General features: G+C 61.7%; 14 protein-coding genes. 11 read left to right on the forward strand and 3 right to left on the reverse strand.

All coding sequences use genetic code 11. From position 1 onward, the window contains the following. Window positions 1-4 precede the first annotated feature (4 nt). The 4 genes from ACOOHD_RS12145 to ACOOHD_RS12160 are packed head-to-tail and all read left to right on the forward strand — an operon-like array spanning window position 5 to window position 5,639. Window positions 5-1,621: a ribulokinase gene (locus tag ACOOHD_RS12145; protein ID WP_420458148.1), complete on the forward strand. Its 1,617-nt coding sequence runs from the start codon at window positions 5-7 to the stop codon at window positions 1,619-1,621. Window positions 1,622-1,675: 54 nt separating this feature from the next. Beyond that, a complete protein-coding gene (locus tag ACOOHD_RS12150; RefSeq protein ID WP_420458149.1) occupies window positions 1,676-2,371 on the forward strand; it encodes an L-ribulose-5-phosphate 4-epimerase in 696 nt (231 codons plus the stop codon). Between the two features lie 28 nt (window positions 2,372-2,399). Then, a complete protein-coding gene (araA, locus tag ACOOHD_RS12155; protein WP_420458150.1) occupies window positions 2,400-3,851 on the forward strand; it encodes an L-arabinose isomerase in 1,452 nt (483 codons plus the stop codon). A 33-nt stretch (window positions 3,852-3,884) separates the two neighbouring features. Further along, a complete protein-coding gene (locus tag ACOOHD_RS12160; protein ID WP_420458151.1) occupies window positions 3,885-5,639 on the forward strand; it encodes a sodium:solute symporter in 1,755 nt (584 codons plus the stop codon). Window positions 5,640-5,699: 60 nt separating this feature from the next. Here the strand turns inward: ACOOHD_RS12160 and ACOOHD_RS12165 are convergent, their stop codons facing one another. After that, on the reverse strand, window positions 5,700-5,828 hold the full coding sequence (locus ACOOHD_RS12165) for a hypothetical protein (protein WP_420458152.1): 129 nt from the start codon (window positions 5,826-5,828) through the stop codon (window positions 5,700-5,702). Window positions 5,829-5,907: 79 nt separating this feature from the next. On the opposite strand from ACOOHD_RS12165, the gene ACOOHD_RS12170 reads away from it, so the two are divergent. The 3 genes from ACOOHD_RS12170 (at window position 5,908) to ACOOHD_RS12180 (ending at window position 7,859) form a co-directional block, all read left to right on the forward strand. Continuing rightward, complete coding sequence (locus ACOOHD_RS12170; protein WP_420458153.1) at window positions 5,908-7,152, forward strand: cation:proton antiporter; 1,245 nt, start codon at window positions 5,908-5,910, stop codon at window positions 7,150-7,152. A gap of 68 nt (window positions 7,153-7,220) precedes the next feature. Next, window positions 7,221-7,451, forward strand: a complete 231-nt coding sequence (locus ACOOHD_RS12175; protein WP_420458154.1) for a DUF433 domain-containing protein — start codon at window positions 7,221-7,223, stop codon at window positions 7,449-7,451. Continuing rightward, the gene (locus ACOOHD_RS12180) at window positions 7,452-7,859 is read left to right on the forward strand and encodes a DUF5615 family PIN-like protein (protein WP_420458155.1); all 408 of its coding nucleotides are present in this window, start codon (window positions 7,452-7,454) and stop codon (window positions 7,857-7,859) included. On the opposite strand, the gene ACOOHD_RS12185 is transcribed toward ACOOHD_RS12180, so the two are convergent. Then, window positions 7,807-11,007, reverse strand: a complete 3,201-nt coding sequence (locus ACOOHD_RS12185) for a VCBS repeat-containing protein (protein WP_420458156.1) — start codon at window positions 11,005-11,007, stop codon at window positions 7,807-7,809. The genes ACOOHD_RS12180 and ACOOHD_RS12185 overlap by 53 nt on opposite strands. A gap of 98 nt (window positions 11,008-11,105) precedes the next feature. Here ACOOHD_RS12185 and ACOOHD_RS12190 point away from each other — a divergent pair, with 98 nt between their 5' ends. The 4 genes from ACOOHD_RS12190 to ACOOHD_RS12205 all read left to right on the forward strand — a co-directional run bounded on the left by ACOOHD_RS12190 (window position 11,106) and on the right by ACOOHD_RS12205 (window position 17,044). Then, window positions 11,106-12,986, forward strand: coding sequence for an FAD-dependent oxidoreductase (locus ACOOHD_RS12190; protein WP_420458157.1), 1,881 nt, complete (start codon window positions 11,106-11,108; stop codon window positions 12,984-12,986). Next, window positions 12,983-14,806 (forward strand): sodium:solute symporter family protein, encoded by a 1,824-nt coding sequence (locus tag ACOOHD_RS12195; RefSeq protein ID WP_420458158.1) that lies wholly within the window; start codon window positions 12,983-12,985, stop codon window positions 14,804-14,806. The genes ACOOHD_RS12190 and ACOOHD_RS12195 overlap by 4 nt, the downstream gene beginning before the upstream one ends. Window positions 14,807-14,932: 126 nt before the next feature. After that, window positions 14,933-15,958 (forward strand): IS630 family transposase, encoded by a 1,026-nt coding sequence (locus tag ACOOHD_RS12200; protein ID WP_420458159.1) that lies wholly within the window; start codon window positions 14,933-14,935, stop codon window positions 15,956-15,958. Window positions 15,959-16,102: 144 nt separating this feature from the next. Next, window positions 16,103-17,044: a DUF4434 domain-containing protein gene (locus ACOOHD_RS12205; RefSeq protein ID WP_420458160.1), complete on the forward strand. Its 942-nt coding sequence runs from the start codon at window positions 16,103-16,105 to the stop codon at window positions 17,042-17,044. Here the strand turns inward: ACOOHD_RS12205 and ACOOHD_RS12210 are convergent. Then, the gene (locus ACOOHD_RS12210; protein ID WP_420458161.1) at window positions 17,027-18,208 is read right to left on the reverse strand and encodes an AGE family epimerase/isomerase; all 1,182 of its coding nucleotides are present in this window, start codon (window positions 18,206-18,208) and stop codon (window positions 17,027-17,029) included. The two genes, ACOOHD_RS12205 and ACOOHD_RS12210, sit on opposite strands and share 18 nt — an antisense overlap. Window positions 18,209-18,227: the final 19 nt, after the last annotated feature.

Consider the following 18,227-nt stretch of genomic DNA (forward strand, 5'->3'; position numbering starts at 1 on the left):
GACTATGCGCTATACCCTCGGACTGGATTACGGCACCGACTCGGTACGCGCCCTCCTGGTGGACAGCGATACCGGCGAAGAGGTGGGCACCGGCGTCAGCTACTACCCACGCTGGAAGGCCGGTAAATACTGCAAGCCCGCGGAAAGTCAGTTCCGGCAGCATCCCCGGGACTACATCGACGCACTAGAAGCGGCGGTACGCGAAGCCCTCGCCGATGCCCCGCCCGGTACGGCCGACCGCGTGAGCGGCATCGGCGTCGACACCACCGGCTCGACTCCCGTGGCGGTGGATGCCAACGGCACGCCGCTGGCCCTGCTGCCGGAGTTCGCGGACAACCCCAACGCCATGTTCGTGCTGTGGAAGGACCACACCGCCATCCGGGAGGCCGCCGAGATCAACGAACGCTGCCGTGGCTGGCAGACGGACTACACCAAGTACGAGGGGGGTATCTACAGTTCCGAGTGGTTCTGGGCCAAGATCCTGCACGTGCTGCGCGCCGATCCGGCCGTACGCCGGACGGCCCACTCCTGGGTGGAGCACTGCGACTGGATCCCCTTTCTGCTCACCGGGGGCAGCGCGGTGAGCGCGATGTGCCGCAGCCGCTGCGCGGCCGGCCATAAGGCACTCTGGCACCCGGAGTGGGGCGGATTGCCACCCGAGAAATTTCTCACCGCGCTGGACCCGCTGCTGGCCGGGCTGCGCGATCGCCTGTATACCGATACCTACACCTCGGACGTGGTGGCTGGTACGCTTAGCCAGGAGTGGGCCGGGCGCCTGGGTCTGCCGGCCGGTATCCCCGTCGGCGTAGGAGCCTTCGACGCGCACATGGGGGCCGTCGGGGGGGAGATCGAGCCCTTCTACCTCTCCAAGGTCATGGGCACGTCCACCTGCGACATTCTCGTCATCCCGGAAGATCATCCGGCAGCCGCCACCCGGGTACGGGGTATTTGTGGTCAGGTAGACGGGTCGGTCATCCCGAACATGCTGGGGCTGGAGGCCGGGCAGTCCGCCTTCGGTGATGTCTTCGCCTGGTTTGTCAACCTGCTTGCCTGGGGGCGTCCCGAGGGCGACCGCGGAGCCCTGATCGCGGAGCTGAGCGCGGCCGCCGCTGCCCTGCCGCCCGGGGGCAGCGAGATCGCGGTGGACTGGTTCAACGGCCGCCGCACCCCCGACGCCGACCAGCGCCTCCGGGGGGCCATCGCGGGGCTCAACCTCGGCTCCGACGCCCCCCGCGTATTCCGGGCCCTCGTGGAAGCCATCTGCTTCGGGGCGCGCCGGATCGTGGACCGCTTCGTGGAGGAGGGCATCCCCGTCGAGGGTATTATCGGACTGGGCGGCGTGGCGAAAAAATCCCCCTTCGTCATGCAGACGCTGTCCGACATTCTAAACCGACCCATCCGCATCGCCCGCAGCGAGCAGACCTGTGCCCTGGGCGCGGCCATGTTCGCCGCCGTAGCGGCCGGCCACCACGCCGATGTGTCCACCGCCGTAGATCGGATGGGCGCTGGCTTCGAAACCACCTATCACCCGCAGGCCGACCGAGTGGTCTACTACGCCGACAAGTTCGGGCAGTACGTACGTCTGGGCGAAGCGGCCGAGGACCTGGCCACTTCCTCATAAGTACCGCACCCGCGCGCCGCCGCCCTGAACTTCCACTTACCTAACCCACGTCACATGGCCCACGATAAGCTAAAAGATTCCGCCTACCGGGCGAATATGCAACTGCCCGAGCTGGGGCTGGTGGTGTTCACCTTCGGCAACGCCAGCGCAGTGGACCGCAAAGCCGGGGTATTCGCCATCAAACCCAGCGGAGTGCCCTACGACGACCTGCGCCCCGAAGACATGGTCATCGTCGATTTCGACGGGAGGGTGGTTGACGGTAAGCTTCGGCCGAGTAGCGACACCAAGACCCACGCCCTGCTGTACAAGGAGTGGACCGGCATTGGGGGCATCGTACACACCCACTCCACCTACGGTACCGCCTGGGCCCAGGCCCAACTGCCCGTGCCGATCATGGGCACGACCCACGCCGATCACCTGACGGTGGACGTACCCTGCGCGCCCCCGATGGACGATGAGCGGATCGGCGGTAACTACGAGCACGAGACCGGCCGGCAGATCATCGACCACTTTCGCAAGCTCGGGCTCGACCCGGCCGAGGTGGAAATGATCCTGGTCAGTAATCACGCGCCCTTCACCTGGGGCAAAACGGTGGAAAAGGCCGTCTACCACGCCGCCGTGCTGGAGGAGATGGCCCGCATGGCCTACCTCGCCCGGCAGATCAATCCCGACGCCCCGCGCCTCAAGGACAGCCTGATCCGCAAGCACTGGGAGCGCAAGCACGGCACCGACGCCTACTACGGCCAGTAATCTCCTTCCACCGACTCGAATCCCCCCCATGACTATCTACTTTCTCACCGGCAGCCAGCACCTCTACGGCTCGGAAACCCTGGCCCAGGTAGCCGAAAACAGCCAACGGATCGTGGCCGCCCTGAACGGGGCCGCAGACATTCCCGCCGAGATCATCTGGCAGCCCGTGCTTACCGATTCCGACCTGGTCTACCGCACTATCCGCGCCGCCGAGGCCGACGAGCAGTGCGCCGGCGTCATCACCTGGATGCACACCTTTTCCCCGGCCAAGATGTGGATCTGGGGGCTCAGTATCCTGCGCAAGCCCCTCTGCCACCTCCACACCCAGTTCCACCGCGACATCCCCTACGGGACCATCGACATGGACTACATGAACCTCCACCAGACGGCGCACGGGGGGCGGGAGTTCGGGCACATGTGCGCCAAGCTCGGCGTGCGGCGGCGCGTCATCGTGGGGCACTGGGCGTCGGCGCAGGTGCAAGGTGCCCTGAGCGGCTGGGTGCGCGTAGCCCTGGGTATCGCCAGCGAGCGCCGAATGAAGGTGGCCCGCTTCGGCGACAATATGCGGCACGTGGCCGTCACCGACGGGGATAAGGTGAGCGCGCAGATGACCTTCGGCTACCAGGTGGACGGCTTCGGCGTTGGCGACCTGGTCGAGCGGGTCGATGCCGTAGCCGACGATCGGGTGAACGGGCTACTGGAGGAATACCAGGCCACCTACGACCTGGCCGACAACGTACTGCCCGACGGCGACCGCCGCGACCACCTGGCCTACAGCGCCCGCCTGGAACTGGGGCTGACCGACTTTTTGGAGGAAGGAGGCTACACCGCCTTCACCGACACCTTCGAGGACCTGCACGGCCTGCGGCAACTGCCCGGGCTGGCCGTGCAGCGGCTGATGGGCCGGGGTTACGGCTTCGGCGGCGAGGGTGACTGGAAAACGGCCGCCCTGGTGCGCACGATGAAAGTAATGGGCGAGGGACTCCCGGGCGGGAACAGCTTCATGGAAGATTACACCTACCACTTCGAGCCGGGGGCGGAGGCCGTCCTGGGGGCCCACATGCTGGAAATCTGCCCCAGCATCGCTGTCGGCAAACCGCGCATCGAGTGCCACCCGCTCGGCATCGGGGGGAAGGCCGATCCCTGCCGCCTGGTCTTCGACGGGAAGGCCGGGCCGGCCCTTAATGCGTCGGTGGTGGATATGGGTGCGAGTTTCCGCCTGGTCGTGAATACGGTCAGCGGCCGCCAACCTGCCGCGGAGCTGCCCAAACTGCCCGTGGCGCGCATTCTCTGGGAACCCCAGCCGGATATGGCGACCGGCGTAACGGGTTGGATCTACGCCGGCGGTGCCCACCACACCTGCTTCAGCCAGAACATCGGCGCCGACCAGCTGGTCGATTACGCCACCTTCACGGGCATCGAGTGCGTGCTGATCGACGAGCACACAAAACTCAGCGAATTACGGGCCCGGCTGGGCTAGCGTACGCTTTCTTCCACTGCATAACTCGCGATCATGACGGTATTAGCGACCATTGACTGGATCATCATCCTGCTCTATTTTACCCTCATCCTCGGTATTGCCTGGTGGGTGATCCGGCAAAAGAATGACAGCTCCGACGAGTATTTTCTCGCCGGTCGTAACCTGGGGTGGTTCGTGGTGGGGGCGTCCATCTTTGCCTCCAATATAGGCTCCGAACACCTGGTCGGCCTGGCCGGGTCGGGGGCGACTGACGGCGTGGCCCTGGCCCACTACGAGCTGCATGCCTGGTGCCTGCTGGTGCTTGGCTGGGTACTGGCCCCCTTCTACATGCGCTCGCGGGTCTTCACAATGCCGGAATTCCTGGAGCGGCGATTTTCCGGTACGGCCCGGGTTATCCTGTCCCTTATCTCCCTGGTGGCCTACGTGCTGACTAAGATCGCGGTGGGCATCTTCGCCGGCGGTATCGTTTTTGGGGTGCTAATGCCGGAGATCAGTTTTATGGGCCTCGACAGCTTCTGGATCGGGTCCATCCTGGTGATTATTCTTACGGGGGTCTACACCATCCTGGGTGGGCTAAAGGCCGTGGCCTACACTGAGAGCATCCAGACCGTCATCCTGATCTTCGGGTCCATCCTGGTGACGTATTACGGGCTGGATGCCCTCGGCGGTTGGGGCGAACTGCGGCGCATCGCCGGCTCCGAGATGTTTAACCTCTGGAAGCCGCTGGTGCCGGAGGGAATGGAAGGCACCTGGGCACCGGTGCGTACCGATACCACCATGGCCTGGTACTTCAACGCGAACTACCCCTGGCTGGGCATGCTCTTTTGCGCCCCCATCATCGGCCTGTGGTACTGGTGTACGGATCAGTATATCGTGCAGCGTACCCTCGGGGCCGCCAACCTTTCGGAGGCTCGCCGCGGTACCATCGCAGCAGCCCTGCTCAAGTTACTGCCGGTGTTCATCTTCATCATCCCCGGCATGATCGCCTTCGCGCTGGCCATCAGCGGCCGAATGGACTCCATCGCCACAGAGATGCTCGACGGGCAGGGGCGGCTGGTCACGGCCAACGCCCAGCAAGCCTTCCCCCTACTGGTGGCGACGGTGCTGCCCACCGGTATTCGCGGGCTGGTGGTGGCCGGACTGCTCGCCGCCCTAATGAGCTCCCTAGCCGGGGTGTTCAATGCCTCCTCCACCCTGTTCACGATGGACTTTTACAACAAATTCAGACCAGGGACGAGCGAGCAGAACCTGGTGCGGATCGGGCGCATCGCCACGGCCGCCATGGTGATCATCGGCCTGGCCTGGATCCCCGTCATCCAGGGCAGCCGCGGCCTTTATGACTACCTACAGAGCGTGCAGGGGTACCTAGCCCCGCCCATCTTCGTGGTTTTCTTTTTCGGCATCTTCTTCAAACGGATGAACGCCAAGGGTGCACTGGCGGCCCTGGGTATTGGCTTCGCCATGGGCCTGTTCCGGCTGGTGGTCGATACGCCGGTCGCGCTGAGCCAGGGCTTCGCTTACCCCGAGGGTTCCTTCCTATGGATCGTCAACAACACCTTCTTTCAGTACTACAGTCTGCTGATCTTCCTGGTTAGCGCCACCGCCATGGTCGGGGTCAGCTACGCCACCGCCCCGCCGCCGCTGGAAAAAATCCAGGGGCTAGCCTTCGGCATGGTCTCGGCCGAGGACCGCGCCGAGGTCAAGTCGAGCTACTCCCGCGCCGACGTGCTGTGGTCCGTCCTGGTCGTCGTACTGATCCTCATCGCCTACGTCTACTTTAGCGGATAAGGTTAGTGGGCGCTTGCACCCGTCGTCCGTGACCTCTGTGCCCCCCGCGACTGACCTTCGCTAGTCCGTAGCCTGGGTGTGCGCCGTGGTCCCTACCAGCTGTTCCTTCAGGTCGTTGGGAGTGTCGGGTGCCTGAGCGGTGAACGAAAGACTGCTAACGAGGAGGAGCAGAGCGGAGATCGGGCGCATGTTTTGGGAGCGGTTTTGGACGGGGAGGTGTTCAAAACGCCCTCCCCTACCTTCGTGCTTTCGCAGCCCATCCCCGTTTATGTCCACCTATACTATCATCGCCGGCCTAATCTTTCTGGCCGCCATCTTCGGCTACCTCAATGCCCGTTTCCTCAAACTACCGACCACCATCGGGCTCATGCTCATCACGCTGCTCTATACGGTAGCGGTGTTGGGGTTGAGCTACTTCGACGATACGCTGCTACGGGCCGAGGCCGAGCTGATCCAGGGCATTGACTTTGAGCGGGTACTGATGGACTACATGCTCAGTTTCCTGCTCTTTGCCGGGGCACTGCATACCAACTACGACGAGTTAAAAAAGCAGGGGGCGGCCATCGTAGCCTTTGCTACCCTGGGGGTGGTGACCTCGACCTTCCTCATTGGCACGCTCACCTTTTACCTGCTCCAGTTGCTCGGCATGCCCGTGAGCTACGTATACTGCCTGCTGTTCGGGGCCATCATCTCACCGACCGACCCTATCGCCGTACTAGGTATCCTGAAGCAGGCGCGGGCCCCCAAAAAACTGGAGATCAAGATCGTCGGCGAGTCACTCTTCAACGACGGCGTAGGGGTGGTGCTCTTCCTGACCCTCTTTGAGATCGCCGACGCCAGTCAGGGACCGATCGGGGCCGTAGACATCGCCGTACTCTTCGGGCAGGAGGTGTTTGGGGGACTATTGCTGGGGGTGGCCCTGGGTTGGGTGGCCTACCGGCTCATCAAGTCCATCGACGACTTCAGCACCGAGATCATCATTACCCTGGCCGCCGTGATGGGGGGCACGGTCGTGGCCCAGGAGTTTCACCTCTCGGCGCCCCTGGCGATGGTAGCCGCCGGCCTGGCCATCGGGCACGATCAGGTGCGGGCCAGTGCCATGTCGGAGACCACCGAGCTCTACGTCGATAAGTTCTGGGAGCTGCTTGACATCCTACTCAACGCCGTCCTTTTCGTGCTCATCGGTATGGAGATGCTCATACTGACCTTCACGGGTAGCTACCTGCTGGCGGGGCTACTGGCCATTCCCATCGTACTGCTGAGCCGCCACGCCGCCCTATGGCTGCCGGTGCGCCTGTTCTCGCGCAAGCTGGACTTCGTGCCCCATACCCATAAGATCATAACCTGGGGAGGGCTACGGGGTGGCATTTCCATCGCCCTGGCCCTCAGCCTCGCCGAGGAGATGAACCGCGAGATGTTTTTGGTAATGACCTACGTGGTGGTAGTGTTCTCGATTCTGGTGCAGGGACTGACGATCGAGCGGGTGGTGCGGCGGTTGTTGCCTACGGCGTAGGGGGGCGGGGCCGCGGGTGCGGGGTGCACGCGGCGGAACTTCCGTATCTTGAGCCAATAGCAAAGACGATGAACTGGCGACCACACATCACTACCGATCCCAAAATACTGTATGGCAAACCTACCATCAAGGGTACGCGCATATCGGTTGATCTAATCATCGATAAACTAGCCACGGGAGAGAGTTTTGAGTACCTGCTTTCAGCATATCCGCACATTACGCTAGAACAGATCTATGTCTGCTTAGCCTACGCAGCGGATCAGATCCGCCATGAGGAGGCGATTTCTACCCGGGCCTAGATGACCTTTTTAGCAGATGAAAGCGTCGATTTCAATATCGTCAAGCAACTACGCGAAGCGGGCCTGGAGATTATGTCTATTATAGAGACTACTCCTGGTATCCCTGATAAATTGGTGCTGCAACGGGCGAACGAACTCCAAACGGTCCTCATCACAGAAGATAAAGACTTTGGAGAGCTGACCTATCGGCTGAAACTACCCAATCACGGCATTGTTCTTCGAATGGATGGCGAACCACTCGACCATAAACTTACTCAGATCAGGCAGTTGATCGCTGTTTACGGGGACCGATTGAAGTCTAGTTTTTGCGTACTGACGGGTAAAAAAAATTCGGGTGATTATTCAATAGAGTTTATTACTCAACACCTGGCTTATGTCCACCGATCACCCGCGCCGCGCCATCGTTAACCCCAGCCACTACCCTACCCCCCGGCACACTTACTAAGTTCCGTACTTCGCCCCGCAAGCCTATATCGAAGCGGTAGCCTAATTGCCCATTCGCTCCCACTGTATACGCCTGTCCGTGATTGGCACTCAGCTGCCCAATGCGCACGCGGGTATGTAGCAGGTTACCTCCAAATATGACCTCCTGCTGTCCGTCACTTGTCGCGTCCAGGGCACTCACGGCAAAGATCGGTGCGCGCTGTGCCTCCATGGGGAGTGCTTGCCAGCGCGGGGCCGCGGAGGGGTGAAGGACCATAGATCGTAGCTCCGCCGCCTCCAGTCGCTCGCTTTCTCCTAATGCTTCCCCCAGTACCTCCTGCACCGTTGCTGTACTGTATGTCAGGTAGTCTGGATACCGCTTCTTCAGCCCTGGCAGTATTTCCATAAGCTCGTCGCGGGCGGCGAAGGGGTACTCCCGTCCATCCTGAGTATAGGCTAACAGGGGAATGCGCTGCCCGGCCCCGAAGAAGCGGCCGTGGTAGAGCACTAGTGGCCTCTCTCCCACTGCGCTGAATTGATTGTTCGTGCCGAGGTTGCCGGCGATCACCTCCTGCCGGCCGTCACCGTCTAGATCGACCGCGTAGAGGGTATTCCAGAGTCCGGTGGGTGATAGATCAAGGGTACGGCCGACCTCGAAGGTCCCCCCCTCATTCAGTAGTGCCACCACGGTGCCGAAGTGACGACTCACGACTAGGTCTTCATCACCGTCCGCATCTACGTCGAGCGCAAGGGCATCGGTAACCATGCCTACTTCCAAGGCAGTAGCCTCCAAAAACCGACCCGCTCCATCATTCAGCAATAGGTAGGAGGTACCCCCCAGCGGATACTCCCCCGGCACCACCCGCGAGCCGAAGAATAGATCCTGGTCCCCATCACCGTCCACGTCCCATGCCAGCACCACGGAGGCGGAAAGGGACAGCCCCGCAGGAAGCACATCCTTTGCCGGGTGGAAACTACCCCTGTCGTTGTGGTACAGCCGGGGCCGGAGTCGCTTATCCCCGGGCTCCAACTCGTAGCCGGCACTAGCGACGATCAAATCCGCATCACCGTCCTCGTCCAGATCGGCGAAGGCGGCGGCCGTATCCTCGCAGTCAGCGGTGGCCGCGAACGCAGCGCTACCGGAGCTCACGTACTCGCCCCCCGCCAACCGAAATACCTCCGAGGCCTGCCCGCGCGCTCCGCCAAAGAATAAGTACTCTCCCGCCACGGAGGTTGCCAGCGCCGGCCCCCCGTACGATAGCATGAAGGGTAGGAGCCGCTGTAGGTCGAAGTCGTTGCGCACGTCCTCACGGTGCACGAAGGGGAAGGTGTCGATGCGTACCGCCGGGGGTAGCATCCGGTCGGTCTCTGTGGCTGGTGGGGTAACAGTGTCCGGCCCCCACAGCTCGAGACGCTCTCCGGCCGTCACGTCAGTAAATCGGTCGCGACGACCATCGGTCCACTCCACGTCCACCTGCTTCGCACCGGCGGCCCCGCCCAGTCCGAATACGAGGGGCACGTAGGCAGAGGACTGGAACCCCCGGGCGGGGTAAAATTCCTGTACCTGTACGCTACTGTCTGCGGTGACAGTCACCCGTGCACCGATGGCCAGGGCAGGAGGGGCCTGCGTCAGATCGACGGTAATGCCGGCCGCCCCTTTCGTGCCGTTCTGGTAGATGGCGGCCGGGCTATTGACGTTACTGACTACGATATCCAGATCGCCGTCGCGGTCCAGATCGGCGAGTACGGCACCGTTGGAGAGGGAGTTTTCGGTAAAGCCCCAGGCGGCCGAACGGTCTACGAAGCCGCTATCCGCCCGGCCGGCAAAGACGTAGTTGGCTACGTCGATGGCCGGCATATTGGCGATCACCTCCAGCTGGTCGACCGCCGTGCCGTCAACCCGGGACTTAGTCTGCACAGCCATAGTGTAGGTGAGGAACTGCATGTTGGTATAGTCGCGGGCGTAGCCGTTGGTGATGTACACGTCCTTGTGACCGTCGAGGTCGAGGTCACCGGCCAGCACCGCCCACGACCAGTCGGTATTCGACAGGCCCCACTGCTGGCCTACCTCGGCGAAGGTGCCGTCGCCCTGGTTAAGCTGTAGCATGTTGCGGGAATACTGACGGTAGAAGCCACGGTCGATTAGGGCGCGAAACTTCTGGTAGTTATCGGCCCCAGCGGTTAACTTGATGCGCTCGTTACCGTGGGGGAGCATATCGAGAGTGATCAGGTCGGTGCGGCCATCGTTGTTGAGGTCGGCGGCGTCGGAGCCCATCGAAAAAAGGGACACGTAGTCGAAGGCCGCCGCCAGTTCTGAGGAGAAAGTGCCATCGCCCCGGTTGCGGTAGTAGTAGTCCTGCTCGTGGTAATCGTTGCAGACATAGAGATCGGGCCAGCCGTCGCCGTCGAAATCACTTACCGCCACCGATAGGCCGAAGCCGAGGACATTATCGTGCAGGCCTGCCAGGGCGGACACATTGACGAAGCCGTCCGGCCCGTCGTTGCGGTACAGCTTAGAGGCGTACTGGGGCCCGGGTGTGTTCTTGAGCTGTCCGTTAGCCGCGCTGAAGCCCGCGTACTGCTGCACGGAGTGGTTGAGCACGAAGCAGTCCACATCCCCATCGCGGTCGTAGTCGAAAAAGACGGCCTGGGTAGAGTAGGCTGCATCGTCGAGCCCGTAGTCCGCCGCCCGCTCGGTGAACGTCTCATTGCCGTTGTTAACGAACAGCAGGTTGCGCCGTAGCCGGGGCGAGGTGGCGGCCGAGCGGCATTGGTAGATATCGAGGTAGCCGTCGCTATTGATGTCGACCAGGCTCACGCCGGTATTCCAGCCATCGGCGGCGCTGATGCCGGCACCTTCCGGGGCTAGGCGGTAGCGGATCTGGCCTTGTTCTTGCCCAAAGTAAAGCTGGTTCGGTACCAGGTTGCCGCTGAAGTACAGGTCGGGGATGCCGTCGTTGTTCAGGTCGCCGACCGCCACACCCCCGCCATTGTAGAAGTAGCCGTACTTCAGCACGTTGAAGTCGGCCGACTCCTCCAGTTTATTGACGAAGGTGACGCCGGTGTCGCTCGGTGCCAAGTGGGTAAACAGCGTCTCCTCCCCCTGCCGGCAGTGCAGCAAGGAAACGATCAAACACAAGCAAATACAATAAAGTAGCGGCGGCATAGCGGGATGTCACCAAGGTACCGCATATCCTTTCATACCTTAAAGGCGGATAAATACCTAGGCGCATGCTTAGACCAGGCTGGAACCCTTTTCGTCGGTGGTTACTGTACATACTTACCCTCGTTTGGGCGGGAGCGCAGGTGCAAGCTCAGTCGAACGGGGCAAGCTATGACGTGGCAGTGATCGGTGCCGGGGCCAGTGGGACCGCCGCCGCTATCCAGGCCGCCCGCACGGGGGCCCGGGTAGTGCTGGTCGAGGAAGGGCCCTGGGTGGGTGGTATGCTCACCGCCGCCGGCGTCACGGCCATGGATGGGAATCACCACTTGGCCGGAGGACTATGGAAGGAGTTTCAGGATAGCCTCTACGCCCATTACGGCGGGCCGGAAGCGGTGGCCACCGGCTGGGTCAGCAACACACTCTTCGAGCCGGAGGTGGCCCAGCGCATCTTTCGCCATATGCTCGACCGGGAGCCGCGGATCGACTTACACCTGAATGCTACGGCAGAAGCTATCGACCGAGCCACCGACGGTAGCTGGACGGTAGCCGTTCGTTCCGGGGAGGCAGTGCAATCGTACACCGCCAGGGTCCTCATCGACGCGACCGAACTGGGAGACGTAGCCGCTGCCCTTGGGGTCTCCTACGACCTCGGTATGGACGCCCGCGCCGAAAGTGGCGAAGCCTACGCGCCCGAGCAGGCCAACGACATCGTACAGGACCTGACCTACGTACTCACCCTACGTGACTTCGGGCCGGACACCGACCGCACGATCGCTGAGCCGCCCGGGTACGATCCTGCGCCCTTCGCCTGCGTATGTAGCACCCGCGACCCCGCCGCCTACGACGACGACCCCCGCATCGACTGCGCTAAGATGCTTGCCTACGGCCGCCTGCCCAACGATCGGTACATGATCAACTGGCCGAACTGCGGCAACGACTACTACCTCAACCTGGTGGAAATTCCGCCGGACGAACGGGATAGTCTGCTCCAGGAGGCTAAACTGCACAGCCTACGCTTCTTGTACTACCTGCAGACGGAGCTCGGCTACGCCAACCTAGGCCTGGACGAAACCTACCCCACCCCCGATAGTCTACCGCTGCTCCCCTACCACCGCGAGAGTCGCCGCATCCGTGGGGAAGTGCGCTTCGATCTCAACCACCTGACGGAGCCCTTCGATCAACCCGATCCCCTGTACCGGACGAGCATTGCGGTGGGCGACTACCCCATCGACCACCACCACAAGATGCGGCCCGATGCGCCGGAAATCGACTTCATCAAGATCAAAGCGCCGGCCTACGGAATCCCCCTCGGTGTGCTCATTCCCCGCGGCTACGATGGACTCATCGTAGCCGAGAAGAGTATTAGTGTCAGCAACATCGTCAACGGCGCGACTCGCCTACAGCCAGTAGTGCTGGGCATCGGCCAGGCTGCCGGCGCACTAGCCGCGCTAGCCGCACGCCGTGGGGTCACGCCCGCCGAGGTGCCGGTGCGGGAGGTGCAGGCCGAGTTGCTCCGGGCCGGAGCCTACCTACAGCCCTATACCGACGTGCCATCGGACGACCCGGACTTCGCGACCATCCAGCGCATCGGTTCGACGGGTATTCTTCAGGGAACGGGTATTAATTACAAGTGGACCAACCAACGGTGGTTCTACCCTGAGCGACCGATCAGTGAGTACGAGCTGCTGCGCGGCCTGCAGCGCTTTTACCCAGCTCTCGCTAACCGTAACGATGGCTCTGGTGAACCCCTCGGACCGGTTTACCTCAGAAAGCTATTCGTCACGCTCGGAGCCGATAAGGCCGTCATGGAAGTTCTATTGAACGCTGGTCCATTGGCCGGGGTGGATATATATACCCGCCGGCATACTGCAGCCTTACTTAATTTCTTGCTCGACCCCTTCGGCCACGATATTGACCTACACGGTCACCTGATCACCGATAGCCAATGAGCCTCAGCACCCTCGATCTGTCCATCATCCTGGCCTACATCGTCATCGTACTGGCGGCGGGCTTCTACGTCTCGCGGCGCGCGAATCAGAACCTGGAGGCGTACTTCCTGGGCGGTAAGACCATCAAATGGTACGTGCTGGGGCTGAGTAATGCCTCGGGCATGTTTGACATCTCGGGGGCGATGTGGACGGTCAGTATCCTATTCATCTACGGACTCAAGAGCGCCTTCATTCCCTGGCTCTGGCCGGTGTGGAACCAGGTGTTCGTCTTCGTTTACCTGGCACTGTGGATGCGGCGCTCGGGCGTGATGACGGGGGCCGAGTGGATCACCTTTCGCTTCGGCGACGGGCGGGGTGCGCGGCTGAGCCACCTCATCATTGTGGCCTTTGCGGTGATCAGCGTGCTGGGGTTCATGGCTTACTTCTTCGAGGGCATCGGCAAGTTCTGCGTGCTGGTGCTGCCGTGGGACCTGGCGCTACAGGTGGGCCTGATCGACCTGAGCTCCGCTAACTCCTACGCGCTGCTGATCTGTGGGCTTACGGCGCTGTATACCATCAAGGGGGGCATGTACTCGGTGGTATTTACCGAGGTGATCCAGTTCGTGATCATGACGGTGTCCTGCTTTGCCATTGGCTACATTGCCTACACCTCGCTGACGCACGAGCAGGTGATGGCCGTGGTGCCGGCCGGCTGGGACGAGCTCTCCTTTGGCTGGCGACTGGGGCTCGACTGGGCGGATACGCCCTACGCGGCGGTCAACGAGCGGATTGCCACCGACGGCTTCGACCTCTTCGGTATCCTGCTAATGCTGATGGTCTTCAAGGGCATCTTCGCCTCGGTGGCCGGTCCGGTGCCGAGCTACGACATGCAGCGCATCCTGGCGGCGGGTAGTCCGGCCGAGGCAGCGAAGATGGGATTTATGACTACGGCCGTGCTCTTCATTCCCCGCTACCTGATGGTGGCTTCCTTCGGGGCGCTGGCGTTGGTGTATCTGGGGCCGGAACTGGCAGCAATGGGTAGTGATATCGACTTCGAGCAGGTACTACCCCTGGCTATTCAGAAGTTCTTACCCACGGGGCTGAAGGGACTGTTACTGGCCGGTCTGCTCGCGGCCTTCATGGGTACCTTCTCAGCCGTAGTTAATTCTGCGCCGGCCTACCTGGTCAACGACGTTTACAAGAAGTATGTCGATCCCCATGCTCCGCAGTCGCGCTACATCCAGCTCAGCATCTGGTCGTCCCTACTATTAGTTGTAGTAGGCATCGGCTTCGGCTTCTACGCCACCTCGCTCAATCAGCTTACCCTCTGGATCACGGCTGCCCTCTACGGCGGCTACGCGGCGGCCAACGCCCTGAAGTGGATCTGGTGGCGCTTCAACGGCTACGGCTATTTCTACGGCATGCTCTTCGGACTGATCGCCTCGACGGTGAAGCTGTTTGTCTTTCCGGACTATACCGATATTTACATCTTCCCCATTATCCTGGCCTGCTCCGTGGCCGGCTGCATCTTTGGCACCTACGCTTGTCCCCTCGGCGACCGGGCAGCCATCAAGCGGTTCTACCGCCGCACGCGCCCCTGGGGCTTCTGGGGGCCGATCCGCGCCGAGGTCATGGCTGAGAATCCCAACTTCGTGCCTAACCGGGACTTCGGCCGCGACGTGGTCAATATTCTGATCGGCATCGTTTGGCAGATGGCGCAGGTGGTGATCCCGATCTACTTCATCATCAAGGACAACGGGCGGATGGTGCTGTGGTCGGCGGTACTGGTGCTGACTACGGCGCTGCTGAAGCGGCTGTGGTGGGATCGGCTGGAGGCATGATATACTCGGCGCGGGCATCTTAAGTGAAAAGTAGGGAAGCACCGATCTTGGAGGTGTCAAGCCATCCAACCCATGTACTTCCCCGTAGTCAGCGAAGCTGACCTTAAGCAAGCAAGATACCACCAAATGCATTCTTCCCACCACGTGATCCGCCAGCGCATGCACTACCTGATCTTACGGGCTCAGGGCCTCGGTCCGGGTCAGTGCGCTAAGATCCTGAGTATCCACCCCAATACCGCTACGCACTGGGCTAAGTGTTACCTTGCCGAGGGCTTAGCCGGCTTGCTCCATTATGCTCCCTATCGACCGCACAGTGCGCTGCACGCTCACCGCCACGAGCTTGCTGCAGCCTTCACCCGAGAGCCGCCCCGCAGCATTGTTCAGGCCGCTCAGGTCATCGAGCAACGTACCGCAATACGTAGGGGGTTGACCCAGACGCGTCGCTTTGTCAAGCAAACCCTGGGCATGAAGTGCCGCCGCTTCCGCTGCCTGCCGGGGGGCAAGCTTCCCATCGAAGAACTTGCCGCTCAGCAACGTGCCTTCTTACTCAATACCCTTCAACCCCTCCTGGAACAGTCCGCCACCGAAGCCATCGATCTATACTTCGTGGACGCGGCCCATCCCGTGCAAGGCTTCCACGCCGGGCGGGTATGGAGCCCCCGACCCCTGGCGGTTCGTACCCCTTCGGGACGCCACCGGCTCAATATTCTCGCGGCCCTGGATAGCCATCGTCAGGAGCTCTACAGCATCACGACGCCGGACTACATCCAGGCCACTACCGTGGTCGAACTGCTCGACTTACTGCGCCAGGAACGCCCCGGCCGCCCTATCCACTTGGTGCTAGACAATGCTCGCTATCAGCGCTGCGCCTTAGTTCAGCAGGCTGCCCAGAGGCTAGATATCCACTTAGTCTACTTACCGCCCTACTCCCCAAATCTGAACCTGATCGAGCGCTTTTGGAAGTTCCTCAAAAAGCAGGCCCTGGCCGGTTATCACTTCGCCACCAAGCAGGACTTCGAGGACGCGATCTACTGGTTCATCGAAGAGGTCAACAACGGCGAACATCAGGCACAACTGCGCACCTTGCTGGCACTAAACTTCCAGCAACTCGTCAAACCACCCGCAGAGTTTTCACATAAGATGGCCGCGTGAAGTATAGATTCTACCGCAGAGGGCACGGAGGGCCGCAGAGTCTTCCTTTGCTGTACCTCTGCGTTCTCTGTGTCCTCTGCGGTTCGAGTAAAGTGCTGTAAGCACGTAATGCAGCAACTCAAATAACCTGCCTTAAAATTGTCCATGCACATCACCGGCACCTTCCTAGACGAGATCTCCCACGACATCCCCCACCAAAACTGGGGGCCCGCCCAGTGGGAAGCCGACTTTCGTCACATGCAGGCCGCGGGTATCGACACCGTCATCCTCATACGCGGGGGCTACCGGCGCTTCCTGACCTGGCCTTCGGACTATCTCGTGCGGGAGCAGGGCTGCTACCAACCGGGGCAGGACCTGGTCGAGCTCTTTCTCACCCTGGCCGGCCGCTACGGTATGACCTTTTACTTCGGGCTCTACGACAGCGGCCGCCACTGGGACTCCGGTAACATGCAGCACGAGGTGGACGCCAACCGCTACGTGATCGATGAGGTCTGGCAGCGCTACGGTCATCACGCGGCCTTTGGGGGCTGGTACCTGAGTATGGAGATTAGCCGGAAGACGCGGGGCGCTATTGAATCATTCCGTACCCTTGGCCAGCACTGCAAGGATATCAGTGGTGGGCTACCTACGCTCATCTCTCCCTGGATCGATGGCAAGAAGGCCGTTGCCGCCACTGCAGCCACCCTGACCAAAGACGATACCATCAGTCTGGCCGCGCACGAGCGGGAGTGGGATGAGATTTTCTCCGGCATCCACGAAGTCATCGACGCCGTAGCCTTTCAGGATGGCCACGTGGACTACCACGAGCTCGACGCCTTCTTCTCGGTCAACAAGCAGCTTGCCGATCACTACGGACTGGCCTGCTGGACTAACGCCGAGACCTTCGACCGCGACATGCCCATCAAGTTCTTACCCATTAAGTTCGAGAAACTGCGGCTCAAGTTGGAGGCCGCCGCCCGCGCCGGCTACGACAAGGCCATCACCTTCGAGTTTTCCCACTTCATGAGCCCCCAGTCGATGTACCCCTCGGCCGGTAATCTGCTAGATCGGTATAGGGAATGGGCGAACCTACCGCCTACCCCCTAACTCATCCAGTTCCCACCAGCACTGCACCAGCGCCCGCGGCACGTGGTAGCATCCTTTCCATTTGCCGCCCTTCAGATCGAGTAGCACCTCCCCACGCCGGTTGAGGTAGCCGTACCACTCGCCACCCTGCTCGGAGTCGCGGAAGTGCTTCCAGGTATAATCATGCACCCGGTGAAACCACTCCAGGCAGCGCGCATCGCCAGTGTGGTGGTAGCCCTTGAGTAAGGCGATCAACGTTTCCAGATGTACCCACCAGAGCTTCTGGTCCCACTCCAGTTGCTGCGGCGGCTGGCCCAGGCGATCGAGGAAGTAGAACACGCCGCCGTGCTCCGTATCCCAGCTGTATTCAAGCGTACGTAAGGTCAGGTCCTTGGCTCGGTGCAGCAGTTCCGTATCCCGCCGCCGCTCGGCCAGGTCCATCACAAACCACATGGCCTCGATGGCGTGGCCCGGATTGAGTAGCCGCCCCTCGAAGCTATCGGAGCGCGATCCGTCGGGGTGCACGTCTTCCAGCAACAGCCCAGTTTCTTCGTCGAGGAAGACCGTCATCACTTCGCGGAGGCACTCATCCGTCAATCGTTGCACCATTTCCGGTTCCAGCAGTGACTCGATTTCCAGGGCGAGGTTGCACAGTATCATCGGCAGGGCAAAATTCTTGAGGGGCCGGGTGCCCGCGATGGCCTTCGACCACTGCCCCTTCGGAGTGTCGCGGCGGGCTAGGATGGCCGTGAAGGTTTCGCGGGCCAGGGTACCATAGCGCTCCTCCCCCGTAGCCTGGTAGAGCTGACCGAAGGCCTGGGCGGCGAAGCAGTCGGAGAAAATATTATAGGGCACTACGAGCGGCTCCCCGGCCTGCGTGAGACTGAAGTACCAGCCCCCCATAGGTGCCCGCCCGTACCGTTCCAGGAAGTCCGCGCCGTGGCGGGCTACCTCCAGCCACCCCCGCCCGGCGTCGACCCGCCGGTGTAGCGTCGCGAAGGTCCACACCTGCCGCGCCTGTAGCCAGACGAACTTATCGGTATCGAACACCCGCCCGTCCGGCCGCAGGCAGGTGAAGTAACCTCCATGCACTCGGTCGAGCGAATACTGCTCCCAGAAGGGTACTACCTGGTCCAGGAGTTCGCGGCGGTACTCATCGGCCAGCTCGGGCAGGGATTTCGGCATGGGGCGGTTAGCTTTAGGG

It is taken from the genome of Neolewinella sp. (assembly GCF_965214665.1).
Lineage (GTDB): Bacteria > Bacteroidota > Bacteroidia > Chitinophagales > Saprospiraceae > Neolewinella.